The sequence below is a fragment of the Pseudoalteromonas sp. TB64 genome, assembly GCF_000498095.1.
Taxonomy (GTDB): Bacteria; Pseudomonadota; Gammaproteobacteria; order Enterobacterales; family Alteromonadaceae; genus Pseudoalteromonas.
In genome coordinates, this window is sequence record NZ_AUTQ01000150.1 from 15,266 (window position 1) to 31,599 (window position 16,334).

Here is a 16,334-nt window from a genome sequence, read left to right on the forward strand (position 1 = left end):
CGGCTGGCATTGTAAATACATCTTGTACTACTTGGTAAAAGCCACCTTGGGTATGGTTTTTAGTTTTTAATAAACCTGCAATCCACTGCACAATACCAAAGACAAGTAAGCCACCAGCTAATAAATAAAGTTCTTTCTCAAGCGCCAAGCCCATAACAAGCGCAAGTATCGAAAAACCTAATACGATAAATACAATGCCGCCTTTATTATAATTAATATCAGCAATTTCAATTGGTTGATACTGACCTTTTTGCTCTTCAAATTTATTTAATTGCTCAGGGGTATATTCTTTTGTTGTTGCAACGCTCCATAGTACTGCCGCTAATAGAACAACGCCTCCCCAATAAAATGAATACTTAACGGAATTTGGTATCTCACCGATGACTGTGGTGTTGCTAACATCGAACCAATTAGTCATCATCCATGGTAGCGCTGACGCTAAAACAGCACCAATACCAATAAAAAAACTTTGCAAACCATAACCTGTCGCACGTTGCTTTTCTGGTAAGTTATCCCCTACGAGTGCTCTAAATGGCTCCATAGTAACGTTGATAGACGCATCCATAATCCACAACATACCAGCGGCTATCCAAAGTGTTGGCGAATGCGGCATAATAAATAGTGCAATAGTTGTTAGCACTGCACCTAAAAATAAAAATGGACGACGACGACCAAAACGTCCCCATGTTTTATCACTCCAATAACCAATTATTGGTTGCACGATTAAACCAGTTAGCGGTGCTGCAACCCATAAAATAGGAATATCGTCGACTTGCGCACCAAGGGTTTGAAAAATACGGCTCACATTACCGTTTTGAAGCGCAAAACCAAATTGAATACCTAAAAAGCCAAAGCACATATTCCATATCTGCCAAAAGTTTAGATTTGGTTTATTGCTGTTATGAGTATTATTATTGTTATTCATCATTTGCCTTCTTTGTTAATACCGCGCTACTAAGTGCATTTAGAATGAGAGTGAATGAAGCGCCATTAGCATTTTTTGATATCCAAATATCATTATGACCCTCAAGTAAATCGTGCAAAGCATCTGTTGTATTTAATTTACTTATTTGATTTTTATTTAAAGTCACCGTTATGCTTTGCGTTTGTTCGCTGAAGTTACTAATCACAAAAATTGATTGATGACCTATTGAACGTACAAAAGCAACCACGGCTTCACTTCCTACCACGCTTAATTTATGCATATCGCCGCCAACAACAGCGGGAATGCTATTTAACGCCATAATTGATTTGTAATATTGGCGAAGGCTTGACTGTTCAGGGGTTAGATTAGCGCCATCAAATTTGCCATTATTCATCCATGCTTGATGTGCAGGTACACCAATGTAGTCAAAAATACTGGTGCGGGTTGATGAGCCAAAACCTGCATTTTCAGAGCCATCTTCACCTACTTCTTGACCAAAATATAATAGGGTTGGTGCACGACTAATAAGGTTTGAAACCACCATTGCAGGTTTACCCCAAACTGCTTTTCCTGCAAAGTCACGGCTCGCAATACGTTGTTCGTCATGGTTCTCTAAAAAGTGCAGCATATGCTGTTCAATATCGGCAACTTGTGTGTGCGCATCAAAAATAGTCTTTGCGGGCTGCCTATTTTGCATAATTGCTTTTAACGTATCGTAAAAACCAATTTTATCGTATAGGTAGTCCATTTTACCTTGGTAAATATAGGGGCGGTACATCTGAGGGTTATAAACTTCGGCAAGTAAAAATGCATCAGGTTTTTGCATTTTTATAGATGAGTTTAAAAAACTCCAAAATTCTACAGGCACCATCTCAGCCATATCATACCTAAAGCCATCAACACCTTTTTCTAGCCAATAAAGAATGATATCTCTAAATTTATACCAACTATTAGGCAATTCTTTATTTTGCCAAAATGCATAATGAGCACGGTAATCTTGGTTTTCTAGTTCTTTAGGTAATGTCGGGAAATCATAGCTGCCATCCGGCTTTACTCCATAGTTAATTTTAACTGTTTCATACCAATCATTCATATCTGGTTTTGGAGAGCGAGCACCATTACCAGTCCATTTGGCGGGTGTTTCGTCAAAAAAACCATCTGCTAACGGATGACTGTTACCACCTAATACCTGGTAAGACGCCGATGAAGGAACCTGAAAAGACTGATCAGGTACATAATAAAAATTATTATTTTTATCATACACTTTGCTGGTATCATCTTGCTCACCAAAATCTTTAACACCTTTAGGTTTTGCAACAGAATGATAATTTCGAGCAACATGGTTTGGCACGATATCAATAACAACTTTCATACTGTGATTATGAGTACGCTCAATTAGTGCACTAAATTCATCGAGTCTATTGACAACATCTATTGCTAAATCAGGATTTACATCATAGTAATCTTTAATTGCATATGGCGAACCAGCCCGACCTTTTACAACATCGGGGTCGTCTTGTGTTATACCGTATTGAGTATAATCACCCACAAGAGCGTGGTGTAATACACCGGTGTACCAAATATGAGTTGTCCCCAGCTCTTTTATGCCTTTAAGTGCAGCATCGTTAAAGTCAGCAAATTTACCTATTCCATTTTGCTCTATCGTTCCCCAAGGCTTATTTTCAGTGTTCACATTACCAAATAGACGCGTAAAAACCTGATAAACAACAGGCTTGGTTAGCTCATTTTTCTTTGGCACAATAACGTGTGCTTGCATTTTTTTTCCATCATCAGTACATGCATTTATTAAAAGTGCACTGCAGAGCAATAGGAGGGCATACATTGTTTTTTTCATTGTGTGTGTCATTTATATATCAGGGATAGCTTTATACTAAAGATAACAGCAGCCACCATACAGTGGCTGCATACGTATTCACGGGCTAATTCATTATTTGTTAATCACCAATACGGTAGCGCTCATTGGTTTTAGTGTGATTTTGCTTTTGAGTATGTGCATTTCGTTGCTAAGTATATTTTTAGCTTCTGCATTTATTGGTAAAACTTCATTCATGTAATCAAGGTTTTGGTTAACCGCTTCAGTATTTTTATTTAAAAATACTAAAATAACTTGCTCATCACTAAGTCGTGCATAACTATATACGCCATTTTTCGGGCTAAAGTGTATCAATTTACCATGAATGATCGCTGGGCTGGTTTTTCTAAAATTGAGTAGTGTAGACATCATGCTATGCATACTTTGCTGATCAGCTGTTAACCCTTGACCTGTAAATACATTGGCTTGCTGATTTTCAAACCCACCTGGGAAATCTATGCGTATATCCCCATGATCTTTGCTCAGTCTGTTATCGAGCAGTATCTCTGTACCGTAGTAAATTTGTGGGATCCCGCGTGTCGTCAATAGCATGGTCATTGCTATTTTTGCTTTGGCTAAGTCTTGTTTAAGTTCAGTGTAAACACGACTCATATCGTGGTTGTCAGCAAATACCATCATGTTATTTGTATCTGGGTATAAAAAGTCGTTTGCAAGAGATTGATATACTTTAATCCAGCCAGTGCTCCAGCTTTCTTGTTCATTAAGTCCCTGTATTAACGCCTCCTGCAATGAAAAATCCATAACACTCGGCAAGCTTGACGTATACCCGTTTTGGTTTACTTTCCCGCGTTGCCAGTAAGAGGCAATCGCTGGGTTTGATGTCCATTCTTCACCTACAATATTAAAGTGTGGATACTCGTTCATAATGGCTTTAGTCCAATCACTTAAAAATACGTTGTCGGAATATGAATATGTATCGACTCGAATACCGCTTAGATCAGCGTATTCAATCCACCAAATAGCATTTTGAATTAAATATTCACTTAAAAGTGGCTGCCGTTGATTTAAATCAGGCATGCTTGCTACAAACCAACCATCGTTAAACTGGCGTTTATCATAATCGCTTGCGTGTGGGTCTTGGATTGTTTGACGAGCATGGCTTGTCGCATTTTTACCATTATTAAATTCACCACCAAAATTAATCCAATTTTGTGTTGGTTTATCTCTCATCCATTTGTGTCTGGAGCCAATATGATTTAGCACCATGTCCATAACAAGACCAATCCCTTGTTCTTTAGCCTTTGCAGAAAGTGACTTATAAAGTGAGTTTGAACCCATGCGCGGGTCCACTTTATAAAAGTCGGTAATAGCATAACCATGATAGGAGTAATCGGGCATATTATTTTCTAGCACAGGAGTTAACCATAACTGTGTAACGCCTAAATCCTTTAAATATGGTAACGCGTTAATAACACCCTGAATGTCACCACCATGTCGCCCCCCTTTAAATGTTGGATTTATCGCTTCCAACATACCGTTCACAGTGTCATTTTTTTTGTCACCATTAGCAAAACGATCTGGGTTAATTAAATAAAGTGTATCTGCGCTGCTAAAACCTCGACGCTCAGCACTGTGCTTTTTTCTATCCAACAAGGGAAAACTGAAATTATTATTACGACTATTAAATTTTAAAGAACCCGCTTGGGCTTTATCGCTTATGGTTACATGTAAAAATATGTAATTAGGATTTCCGGTACGCGTAATTTTGGTTAATTCAACCTCTTTATAAGGTAAAAGCTTAAACTGGGTATTTGCAATATTTGGCTCATGTAACATTAAAGTTATTGTGTTTTTTTTCATGCCCACCCACCAATTAGATGGCTCGACATTCAGTCCATAAGAAGTGCTTGATAGAGTACATAAAAACAGTAAAAGTATTTGTTTTATAAGTCTCATTATAATGCCCTTTTAATACTGCTTATAAACTCTTTGTGAGTCGAAAGTTTTTCAACGGTCGAATTTATTAATGTTTTTAAGTTAATGAATAAATCACTTAACTGCTCCTCCGTTAGGGAGTCAACAATAGTACAATAATCACTAGGTATTAAGCCTTGCCCAATCATCACTTGTTGCCATGCAATTTCAGCAAATAACTCATCGTTTTCGCGTATTATCTTACCGGTTTGCTTAAATAAATTAAGTTTATGGGTCAATGAGTCTGGGACACTCATTTGCATGCATTGTCGCCAAAATAGAGAATCTTCCCGCTTAGTTAGTTTGTAATGCAATATAATAAAATCGCGTATATGCTCTATTTCAGCCACACTTTGTTTATTAAATTCATCCACTAATACATCACTTATTTCATCATGCGGAAATAATTTAATGAGCCGTGTAACTGCGGTTTGAATTAAATGAATGCTTGTAGATTCCAGTGGTTCTAAAAAGCCACTCGATAAACCAATCGCAACTACATTTTTGTGCCATTGTTTGATTCGACGTCCTGTTTTGAATTTAATTAATCGAGGCTCTGTTATTGGGTCACTTGGTAAGTTATTAAGTAACAACTGCTTTGCATCATCATCAGATAAATAACGACTGCAATATACTAAGCCGTTGCCTATTCGGCTTTGCAACGGAATTTGCCACTGCCAGCCTGCATTATGCGCAATTGAGCGGGTATAAGGTTTTAACTCGTCGTTTGATTTTGTTTGCACCGCAACTGCCCTGTCGCACGGTAAATAATGTGACCAATCAATAAACCCTGTATTTAGCGTTTGCCCAATTAATAGTGCGCACAACCCTGTGCAATCTATAAATAAATCCCCTGTTATTTGCTTGCTATCATCAAGTCTGATTGCTTTTACATTACCTGTTGTTGGGCATTGTGTGATATTACCTATTTTGGCATCTATATGATTTACACCGCGCTTTATAGCAAGACGTTTTAAAAACTCAGCATACAGGGTTGCATCAAAATGATACGCATAACTAATGCCTGGCAATTGTGTATTAGGAATACTGTTAATAGGGGAAAATTTATGATTTTTTGCCGCCTGATAATTTAATGAAAAATCCCAGAGTTCATCTTTACTGCCCTGTATTTGCCCTTTTAGCCAAAAATTATAGAAGTCACAAAACGGGAAGTCTTTTCCAATTGCACCAAAAGCATGCATATAACTGTGCGATGTTTTTTTCCAGTTTTCAAACTCAATACCTAGTTTGATTGTCGCGTTAGTCGCGTTTATAAACTCTTGCTCGTTAATACCTAGTGCATTATTAAGTTGCAAAATAGGAGGGATAGTCGCTTCCCCCACACCCACAGTACCAATAGCAGATGATTCTATTAATGTGATATTAATTACTTTCCCTAACACTTTATTAAGCAATGCTGCAGTTATCCAACCTGCAGTACCACCACCGGCTATTACGACGTGTTTTACTGGTTTCATATTATTATCCACGTTTTTATTAAATCGAATATGATTAATCGGTTAGGTAAAGTAACGATAAAAAAGCCCTTGTAGTAATTTACAAGAGCTTATATACACAATTTTATTAAAGCTTGTAACTAAAGCCCAATAAGTAGGTACGTCCATAATCTTGGTAATCACGAACTTGTAGAGCATTGTCTCCAGAAAGCGACGTAAATGGTTCTTCCGTTAAATTTTGTACTTGGAAGTGAACAGATAAACCTTCAAGGCTTGTAATACCAGCTTCGCTGAAATCATAACCGGCTTGAACGTCCCAAATTGTTTCACCTAAAATATCAACTTGATCAGTATTAAAACCAAGACCATACACATCGCCTTTAAACGCACTACGTTTACGCATACTCGTACGTAATTGCAGACCATGCATTTCATAGTAAACGGTTAAGCTTTGAATTTTATCTGAAAGCCCAGGTAGCTCATATTCATTGCCGTTTTGATCTTCAATATCTGACTCTATACCAGTATGACTAGCAATAATGCCGAACCCTTCAAGTGACGGGTGAAATATTTTAAAAGGTAACGCAAGCGATAACTCATAGCCCCAAAGATCCCCTCCGCCACCGTTTACTTTACCGCTACCAGTACCCGCTGAAGTTGCTGGTAACTGACCTGTTGAAGGGTCTTCAACACCCGTCATGTCAATTTCATACGTGCCGTCAAAAATCCACTGTGTTAAATCTTTATAGAAAAATGCAGTTGAGAAGTAGCCTTCATCACTAAAATAGTTTTCGTAAGTAAGGTCGTAACCTGTCGCTTCTTTCGCTTCAAGCTCTGGATTTCCCCCCGATACAGACCAGTAGTTACCATTCTCGTCTGGTGTTTGGTTATATGAAGCGTTAACTGACGCATTCATTTCATCTAAGCGTGGGCGAGAAATAGTTTTAGCTGCACCAAAACGAACTGTTTGCTGATCATCAAGTGCTAATGACAAGTTTAAGCTAGGCAATACATTTGAGTAATCGTGACTAATATCTGTTGGTGATGTTAAAACTAAACCATTAACAGAACCAAACGCATTACCTTGCGACGATTGCTCACTTTGAATATAACGAACGCCTACATTACCTGTCAGCGCTAACCCATTAACTTCTGCATTTATATTTGCTTGAATAAAAGCTGAGGTAACTTCTTCTTTAACAGTCCAAGATTTAGTTGCATGGCTTGGGTTAGTCAAGCTCTCTGCGAGTAAATCGTAGTAACCGTCATCAACAAGACCATTGGTGTCATAAGCAATCATAGCGCCCATGCCAATAAAGCCTAAATCAACACTGCCATTACGGTATTGTTCAGGTACGCCAAGCATACCCGGATTGTTTAGGGAGAAACCAGATAGCGTCATAAAGTAACCTTCAGAGCTCTTAGATTTTTCACGTTCACGATACGATAAGCCAAATTCAATCGAACTTAAGTAATCATTTTCAAGTACTTTAGATGCGGCAAATTTGAGCGTTGTTAGTTCATCATCAATTGTAGGCGCGTTGATAAAACCATCTTGCGCTTGATTTTCGTACTCAGTACCCGTTATACCGTATTTATCATTAAGTGCAGAACTTGCACCCCACGAAAGCGGACCACCTAACTGAATTAAGCTATAATCACTGTAATCAAGTTCATGTGAAAATGTAGCCCCTGTATTACCGCCGTTAAATATATAACCTAAGTTATCAGCAACACCACGTGAGTCACCACGTCCTGTACCTGAATAACTCTCAATACTCCAAATTTTACGATCTACTTGTGAGTAGCTTGCATCAAATTCTATAGACCATGAATCATCAATATCATATTTAGTATTAAAGCCAAATGCAGTTAACTCAGCTTTACGTTCTTCATAATCATTACGAACAACAACACGCTGCCCTTGTGAGGTCGCGCTTGTAATAAAGCCAGATGCTTCATCAACTTCAATACTTGTAGGATCAATGACACCTTGTCCCCAAGCAAATGGGATCTCTATACCTCGAAGTATTTTTTCATCAGTGAAATCTACATATAATGCATCAAACGTCATATGTAGCTTATCGTTAGGGGCTGCTTCTAATACAAGCATTGCAGAGTCACGTTCAAGTGTGGATGAACGCACGTAAGGTTTTGCACCACCTAATATTGAATAATCATTTCCGTTATTTGTAAACTCTGGGTACCCCCATGAGTTCCAGCGTTTTTCTTGATTTGGAGAGCTCATCGTATTTAAAGCAATTGCTACACCAATGGTATCGTCAGCAAACTGATCGATATAAGAAATGGTGCCACGGAAACCATCGTCGTTACCATCGGGGTTTAGTTTTTCAAAACTAGTTTGCTCATATTGGCCATTAACCTGTATAACACGCTCACCTTTACTTAAAGGTTTAACTGTTTGCATGTTAATAACACCAGCAATACCTTCAGCGTCTATATTTGCGCTTGGCGTTTTATAAACAGTTACGCCACTCATTATTTCTGATGGGTAAAGATCGAACTCAACACCACGGTTATCACTAATCGATACCTGTTCGCGACCGTTAAATGTAGTGCCACTTTCGTTTTCGCCAAAACCACGAATCGTTACTCGGCTCGCTCGACCATCAAGGCGCTGAGCTGTTAAACCAGGTAAACGCGCAATAGACTCTGCAATCGAAGAGTCTGGTAGTTTACCAATATCTTCAGCTGATATAGACTCAACAACTTGTGTAGAAAAGCGTTTAGTGTTGATTGATTCAACTACACTGCCACGAAAGCCTTTAACTTCAATAACCTCTAATTCATCTTTTTTTATTGTATCTTCTTGAGCAGCTTGTGTAGCAAAGCATGATAAGCCTGCAGCTGTTAATGCCAAAGTTAATATACTTGGTTTGAACATAGACATAATGTTTTCCCGTTACCCATATTGTGATACTCGCGATTAATGTTTGAGTGATAGCCAAACAAGACGAGTTAATTTTGTTGTCAGGATGAATATTAACGCCTTGTTTATTTTATTAACAAATTTATGCATACGTATTCAACAGTAATAGCATGCTTTCACATTAACGTTGACATCAAAAAATTATAATTAAGCAACTGATTTTATTGCATTTAAAATTAATTTCAACTAAGCATTAGCAACCACTGATTAAATTACTTCATTATAATATTTATAGCTCACTTGCTCATATGTAAACAAAATGAAATGAACTAACGCTACTATTTTAAATGTAAGACATTCCAAATAAACTAGATGCTTAATTGGTCAGACCATTTTGTGTAAAGCTTCAAATATATTCCCCTTTTATTACAATCTGTTATGTTATTTTTTTAGCAATGAAATACTGAAACTTTAAATTGGTAAACTATTATCGAATTAATTAATTATCATAAAGATGTTCTAAGTATTTATTTTTAATCATTTTATTGTATTTATTTTAATGCATACGTATGCAGGCTTTTTACAGTTTCACAAGCTTCACGTATGCTTTTTGCAAATAAGGTGATTAATCCATAATCACAAGAAAATAAACAAATACGGTGTGGAATGATGGAAAAAAGCATGGCCCAAAAGCAGTGGTACAAAGGTGCGGTTATTTATCAGGTTTATCCGCGTAGCTTTCAAGATAGCAACAACGATGGTATTGGAGATTTAAAAGGGATAATTAATCGTATTGATTACATTAAAAGCTTAGGCATTGATGCTATTTGGATTTCACCATTTTTTAAATCACCAATGAAGGATTTTGGCTACGATATTAGCGATTATCGCGATATTGACCCGTTATTTGGCGATTTAAACGATTTTGATGAGCTTATAAGCCAGGCACATGATCGTAATATTAAAATAATTATTGATCAGGTATTAAGCCATACTTCTGATCAACATCAATGGTTTTTAGATAGCCGTAATAATTTAACAAACGATAAAGCTGATTGGTATGTATGGGCCGATGCTAAAGAAGATGGAACAGCTCCAAATAATTGGCTTTCTATTTTTGGTGGTGGAGCTTGGCAATGGGAGCCTCGGCGCGGGCAATACTATTTACATAATTTTTTAACCGAGCAACCAGATCTTAATTTCCACAACCGGGATGTTAGGCAAGCTGTACTTGATAATGTAGAATTTTGGCTTAAAAAAGGAGTGGATGGATTTAGACTTGACGCCATTAATTTTTGCTACCACGACGCACAACTTCGCGATAATCCAGCAAAACCAAAAGAAAAACGCCAAGGTCGAGGTTTTAGCGAAGATAACCCATATGCATTTCAGTATCATTATCACAATAATACTCAGCCAGAAAATATTGAGTTTATGCAAGATATTCGTTCATTACTTAATAAATACCCTGGTACGGTATCGTTAGGCGAAATATCATCAGAGGATTCATTAGCCACGATGGCCGAATATACGCAAGGCGGTGATAAACTTCATATGGGTTACAGTTTTGAACTTTTAACAAATGATTGCTCAAGTGAGTACATTAGAAGTACGGTTCAAACCCTAGAACAGCATATGCTTGAGGGCTGGCCGTGTTGGGCTTTTAGTAACCACGATGTAGAACGTGTGGCAAGCCGCTGGAGTGAAAACGACGAAATTAACCCTAAGCAATGTAAAATGTTAACCGCCCTACTTGCTTCTCTACGTGGCAGCGTCTGTATGTATCAAGGAGAAGAGCTAGGTCTAGGTGAAGCAAATGTTGCCTTTGATGATTTACAAGACCCATACGGAATAACTTTTTGGCCCAGCTTTAAAGGTCGTGATGGCTGTAGAACACCGATGCCTTGGGAGCAAATAGACACGCAATATGCCGGATTTAGTGAAACAAAGCCTTGGTTACCAATAGATGACGCGCATAAGCACCAATCTGTAGCACTTCAAACAAACGACAGTAATTCAATTCTGAATGCATACCGCGAGTTTATGATATGGCGAAAAAAACAACCTACATTAATCGAAGGTGATATTGAATTTATTGATACGCCAGAACCAATACTTGCTTTTTATAGAACACTTGGTGCACAAAAAATGCTTTGTATGTTTAATCTTAGCTCCCAACAATTAGTAATTAATATGGCATTATCAATTACTAAAGAACACACCGAGCTTAGCCATCACAATGCTAAATTTAGTAATAATCAAATCACTTTTGAGCCTTATGCATGCTTTTACTCGCAATGTTAATAGCTTCAATAGATTAAGGTTCCACTTTAAAATTACTAGCTAAAACTAGGGTATGTTTATCTTTCGAGGTTAAATTTTCAGCTGTATGTATGGTGTTTAGGCAAGGTAGATCCTATGTAGGGGGATTCCCATTATTAGGCGATAACGCGGGATAAATACCAAACATGCTCTCCCCTTGACCTCGACTTAAAGGGGTTGACTCTTTATTACCTACAAAAATGTAAGTAAAGTGCGTGAGCAAGACGAGGAAATTTACGGTGTTTACTTATTCGTTCATGCATGTAAGCCAATAGGATAACTCAGGGGCAGTTATCGGGCTCACTAGGTTACAAACCACATGCCGCGATAAAATCGCGCCCTAGATTGAACAAATTACATTCCTGAAAGAGCAGCACCCTCTAAAAGCCTAAGTAAATTACTTGGGCTTTTAGTTATTGTTTATAATTTTAATGACTTTGAGTTTTACTATTTAAATAGTCAGTTAACGCAAATAAAACGCCAGACATAACAAATGTAACATGGATAATAACTTTCCAAAGTAGCTCATCACTTGAAAGTGCCCCAGAGTTTATAAATACTTTTAATAACTCAACAGCTGAAATAGCCACTATAGCGCTTATCAGTTTCATTTTCAGTCCTGAAAATCCAACTTTCCCCATCCAAGATGGTTTGTCTTCGTGGTTATCCACATTAAGTTTAGAAACAAAATTTTCGTAACCACTAAATATAATAATAAGTAGCAACCCTGCTAATAATGCAGTGTCAACTAAAGTTAAAATACCAACGAGTAATTCTTGATTTGTTGCTGTAAATGTCGCGATGCCCATCAAATAAAGTTGTTTAAAAAACTTTATTAACAATAGAATAATTGCAAATAATAAACCAACAAAAAATGGAGCAAGAAGCCATCGTCCTTTAAAAATAAACGACTCTAATGCATGCTCTATTTTATTAGCTTGGCGAGGGGTTTTATTCGGTATGGGTGATGACATTGGTTCATCTTCTCGTTTAAAAAAGCGACCTTAGCTTATAAACCATTTTTACACAATAGTGTGAGAATACAGGTAAGTAAATTACTCATCTTCACGATAAAAATATTTCGTTATCTTTTATTTCAAATTCGTTTAAAAATCAGCATACCAACAGAACGGTTCTGTATTGGGCACTATTGTTTTACGCTCCAACTTAAACAGCGTAATTCGGTCGTCACAACATTTTTTTAGGAATAAACGAATGAACAAAGCATTGCTAGCATTAATCGTAGCACCTTTATTTGCAGTATCTGCAACTTATGCAGTAGCAGACGATGCAACAAACGCTTCAGCCGAAACAATAAAAGAATACACAGAAATGTGTGTTAACTGGGCTAAAGATGACGACGTAAGCAACCAAGAGCTAAATGCATATGTATTAAAGTGCGTAAATGATGAGCTTGAATCAGAAGGCTATAAAAAAGTATCTTCTGTAAAAATTTAATTATATTTGTATGTACGGCTAACAAAGCCATTGCGAAGTACATATAGAATAGATACAAAAAAAACCGGAATCGACACAAGATGTGCGTTCCGGTTTTTTTATAACTTATAAAAAGTTATAAATAGGCAGTGACCTGCTTATTCATCTTCTTTTTTAGCTTTAGCTTTCGCCTTAGGTTTTACTTTAGCGGGGGCTTTTTTAGCAGCTGCTTTCTTTTTAGGCGCCGCTTTTTTCTTCGCCTCTTCTACCCATTTACCTGCTTCATAGTGTGCAGTCCAGCCCGTTGCTTTACCGTCAACTTCAGTCATTACATATTGAGACTTATTTTTACGGCTATAACGAACAACAGCAAGATTACCATCAGGGTCTTTTACTGGCGCGTCTGCTAAGTAATAAAACTTAGGTGATATACGCTCTCTAAAACGCTTCAACTCTTCAACTTTAGGTGCACGGGTTTCACGTGATTTAGGAAATGTATTAGCGGCTAAGAATATACCTGCAGCACCATCACGTAATACAAAATACGCATCTGATTTCTCACATTCTAATTCTGTAATGTGAACTGGATCTTCTTTTGGTGGAGCTGCTTCACCACTTTTGAGTAACTTACGAGTGTTTTTACACTCGTCGTTATTACAGCCAAAGTATTTACCAAAGCGACCAGACTTTAATTCCATATCAGCGCCACATTTATCACATTCGATAATTGGCCCATCGTAACCTTTAATTTTAAAGGTACCCTCTTCAACAACGTGACCTTTACATGCTGGATTATTACCACATACATGTAGTTTACGCGTTTCGTCAATTAGGTAGGAATCCATTGCTGTTTCACAAATTGGACAACGCTTCATTTGCATTAATATTTCGGTTTCAACATCTTCAACATCAGCTGCAACTGCTTCGTCACCCGATACTAAGTTCATTGTTGTCGTGCAACGCTCTTTAGGCGGCAGGTTATAACCTGTACAACCTAAAAACACTCCCGTAGATGCGGTACGAATACCCATTTTACGACTACATGTAGGGCATTCAATGTCTGTTTCAACCATTTCATTAAGACGCATGCCGCCTTGATCTGGTTCGTCTTTCGCAACATTTAGTTGTGTTGAAAAATCAGCATAAAACTTATCAAGTACTTCAGTCCAAACACGCTCACCTTCGGCGATGTCATCTAAGCGACCTTCCATCTTAGCTGTAAAATCAAAGTTCATTAAATCAGTGAAGTTCTCAACTAAACGGTCAGTAACAATTTCACCCATTTTTTCGGCAAAGAAACGTCGGTTTTCTACACGCACATACCCACGGTCTTGAATGGTAGAAATAATAGATGCATACGTTGAAGGACGACCAATACCACGTTTTTCAAGCTCTTTTACTAAACTCGCTTCACTAAAGCGCGCAGGCGGCTTGGTAAAGTGTTGTTTAGGGTCAAGCTCTACAAGCGTCAATGTCTCACCTAATGTAACGGGTGGTAGTGATTGATCTTCTTCGTTCTTTTTGCGCACTGCCGGCTGAACTTTAGTCCAACCATCAAAACGAAGTACACGTCCTTTCGCTTTAAGTTGAAAGTCGTTGGCCGCAACAGTTAATGTTGTTAAATCGTATTCAGCAGGAACCATTTGACACGCTACAAACTGGCGCCAAATAAGCTCGTATAACTTTTTAGCATCCGCATCTACGCCTTCAATGTGACCAGAAAGCACGGTAACACTAGATGGGCGAATAGCTTCATGCGCCTCTTGGGCATTACCTTTAGAACTATAACTAATTGGATCTTTAGGTAAGTAATTTTCACCAAATTGCTCTGTTACATATTCGCGACACATAGCAACGGCATCTTTTGACAGATTAGTTGAGTCAGTACGCATATAAGTAATATAGCCACCTTCATACAAACGCTGAGCTAACATCATGGTTTTTTTAACGCCATAACCTAAACGCGTGCTCGCTGCTTGTTGCATGGTTGAAGTAATCAAAGGTGCACTTGGGCGACTTTTACTTGGTTTTTCTTCAACGCTTATAACTTTGTATTCTGCATTCTCAAGGCTTTTTACTGCTGCACTAGCCTGAGCTTCATTTACTGGCTTAAATGGCTTGTCAGCTTGTTTGGTTACTTCTAAGCGTAACTCTGACTCGGTATTTTTAACATCAGCATGAATATCCCAGAACTCTTCTGGGATAAAAGCTTTAATTTCGCGCTCACGTTCAACCAATAAACGCACAGCTACCGATTGAACTCGACCTGCAGAAAGTCCACGCGCTACCTTTGCCCACAGTAATGGCGATACCATAAAGCCAACAACACGGTCTAAAAAGCGTCGTGTTTGTTGAGCAAATACCATATCGGTATTTAGCTCACCGGGTGTTTCGAACGCTTGCTGTATAGCATTTTTAGTAATTTCGTTGAAGACTACACGCTTATACTTTTCAGGCTCTCCACCAATGATTTCTTGAAGGTGCCAAGCTATTGCTTCCCCTTCTCTATCCAAATCCGTTGCGAGATATATTTGGTCTGCATTTTCTGCCAATTTTTGCAATTCTTGAACAACTTTTTCTTTACCTGGCAGTATTTCGTAATGCGGATCCCAGCCTTGATTAGGGTCGATACCCATTCTCGCGACTAAATTGGTATAATCTCGTTGCTTTTTATACGCTGCTTTTTCTTCAGGTTCCATTTTACGAACTTCTGCAGGCGTTTTAGTTGCCGGCACTTTGTTTTTGCTCGAACCTGAAGTAGGTAAATCTCGTACATGTCCAATACTGGACTTTACGATGAAGTCATTACCTAAATATTTATTAATTGTTTTAGCCTTAGCAGGTGACTCTACAATTACTAGCGATTTGCCCATAGTTGCCTATTTCTAACCAAATATTAAAAATGTGTTTTGCCGACATAAGCGGCGCGAATATTTATAGGTATATCTACAAACACTAGTTGTTACAAGCTTTTAATTCAAACTTTTCAGTATTTACTGAATAAACGAACAATTTTTGTTGCTAATTTAGCCAAACAAGTGTTTTTAGAATAATTGATGTGGAATATATAGAACAGAAACAAAAATGCCAACCTAAAGGTTAATGCCAGTCAGTTAACAGCTGACTGGCGTTTTTTATTGGGGTATTTACTGGGTTTTGGTTTCACACACCTCGGATACGCCCGCTCCCGTTTTATCGGCAATATGTGATGTTCAACTTGAGCTTGTAATTGCTCTATTGATTTAGGTATCCGTCCTGCATTTTCTATAAACATTGTATGAATAAGGTTAATAATACTAATAGCACACGTCGTAAAACTCAGGTGTTTTGCATATATTCCAGACTTTTTCTGCGCCATTTTCACCATCTGGTATCGGAGCAAGTTATAGCTCAACATTACGCCCCATAATTCTTGCGCTATCATCTCAGGTTTCTTGCTGCGTAGCGTGAAGTGACTATTTAGTAAGGTTTGTTTCATTTCTCGATAACCAAGTT

General features: G+C 37.9%; 8 protein-coding genes and 2 pseudogenes (1 of these 10 cut by a window edge). 2 read left to right on the forward strand and 8 right to left on the reverse strand.

Annotated features, from left to right (window positions below; translation table 11 throughout):
* The 5 genes and pseudogenes from L647_RS01000000124135 to L647_RS0112190 all read right to left on the reverse strand — a co-directional run.
* Positions 1-925: pseudogene (locus tag L647_RS01000000124135) on the reverse strand (MFS transporter); it reaches 592 nt to the left of the window's first position.
* Positions 918-2,780, reverse strand: coding sequence for an alpha-amylase family protein (locus tag L647_RS0112175; RefSeq protein ID WP_024611332.1), 1,863 nt, complete (start codon positions 2,778-2,780; stop codon positions 918-920). The pseudogene L647_RS01000000124135 and the gene L647_RS0112175 overlap by 8 nt, the downstream one beginning before the upstream one ends.
* A 93-nt stretch (positions 2,781-2,873) precedes the next feature.
* Positions 2,874-4,715, reverse strand: a complete 1,842-nt coding sequence (locus tag L647_RS0112180; protein WP_029880456.1) for a glycoside hydrolase family 13 protein — start codon at positions 4,713-4,715, stop codon at positions 2,874-2,876.
* Positions 4,715-6,211, reverse strand: a complete 1,497-nt coding sequence (locus tag L647_RS0112185; RefSeq protein ID WP_024611334.1) for a tryptophan halogenase family protein — start codon at positions 6,209-6,211, stop codon at positions 4,715-4,717. Before L647_RS0112185 ends, L647_RS0112180 begins: the two co-directional genes overlap by 1 nt.
* Positions 6,212-6,317: 106 nt before the next feature.
* A complete protein-coding gene (locus L647_RS0112190; protein ID WP_024611335.1) occupies positions 6,318-9,101 on the reverse strand; it encodes a TonB-dependent receptor in 2,784 nt (927 codons plus the stop codon).
* A gap of 660 nt (positions 9,102-9,761) precedes the next feature.
* On the opposite strand from L647_RS0112190, the gene L647_RS0112195 reads away from it, so the two are divergent.
* Positions 9,762-11,384 (forward strand): alpha-glucosidase, encoded by a 1,623-nt coding sequence (locus L647_RS0112195; protein ID WP_024611336.1) that lies wholly within the window; start codon positions 9,762-9,764, stop codon positions 11,382-11,384.
* Between the two features lie 446 nt (positions 11,385-11,830).
* Here the strand turns inward: L647_RS0112195 and L647_RS0112200 are convergent, their stop codons facing one another.
* Positions 11,831-12,376 (reverse strand): TIGR00645 family protein, encoded by a 546-nt coding sequence (locus L647_RS0112200; RefSeq protein WP_024611337.1) that lies wholly within the window; start codon positions 12,374-12,376, stop codon positions 11,831-11,833.
* A 241-nt stretch (positions 12,377-12,617) separates the two neighbouring features.
* On the opposite strand from L647_RS0112200, the gene L647_RS0112205 reads away from it, so the two are divergent.
* The gene (locus tag L647_RS0112205) at positions 12,618-12,860 is read left to right on the forward strand and encodes a hypothetical protein (protein WP_024611338.1); all 243 of its coding nucleotides are present in this window, start codon (positions 12,618-12,620) and stop codon (positions 12,858-12,860) included.
* 137 nt (positions 12,861-12,997) lie between these two features.
* On the opposite strand, the gene topA is transcribed toward L647_RS0112205, so the two are convergent.
* Positions 12,998-15,712 (reverse strand): type I DNA topoisomerase, encoded by a 2,715-nt coding sequence (gene topA, locus L647_RS0112210; protein ID WP_024611339.1) that lies wholly within the window; start codon positions 15,710-15,712, stop codon positions 12,998-13,000.
* Positions 15,713-15,948: 236 nt separating this feature from the next.
* Positions 15,949-16,334: pseudogene (locus L647_RS0112215) on the reverse strand (IS4 family transposase); the annotation flags it as partial.

Excerpts from the sequence above, each read along its gene's own strand:
- L647_RS0112175 (WP_024611332.1), bottom strand. The coding sequence starts at position 2,780 with ATGAAAAAAACAATGTATGCCCTCCTATTGCTCTGCAGTGCACTTTTA.
- L647_RS0112180 (WP_029880456.1), bottom strand. The coding sequence starts at position 4,715 with ATGAGACTTATAAAACAAATACTTTTACTGTTTTTATGTACTCTATCA.
- L647_RS0112185 (WP_024611334.1), bottom strand. The coding sequence starts at position 6,211 with ATGAAACCAGTAAAACACGTCGTAATAGCCGGTGGTGGTACTGCAGGT.
- L647_RS0112190 (WP_024611335.1), bottom strand. The coding sequence starts at position 9,101 with ATGTCTATGTTCAAACCAAGTATATTAACTTTGGCATTAACAGCTGCA.
- L647_RS0112195 (WP_024611336.1), top strand. The coding sequence starts at position 9,762 with ATGGCCCAAAAGCAGTGGTACAAAGGTGCGGTTATTTATCAGGTTTAT.
- L647_RS0112200 (WP_024611337.1), bottom strand. The coding sequence starts at position 12,376 with ATGTCATCACCCATACCGAATAAAACCCCTCGCCAAGCTAATAAAATA.
- L647_RS0112205 (WP_024611338.1), top strand. The coding sequence starts at position 12,618 with ATGAACAAAGCATTGCTAGCATTAATCGTAGCACCTTTATTTGCAGTA.
- topA (WP_024611339.1), bottom strand. The coding sequence starts at position 15,712 with ATGGGCAAATCGCTAGTAATTGTAGAGTCACCTGCTAAGGCTAAAACA.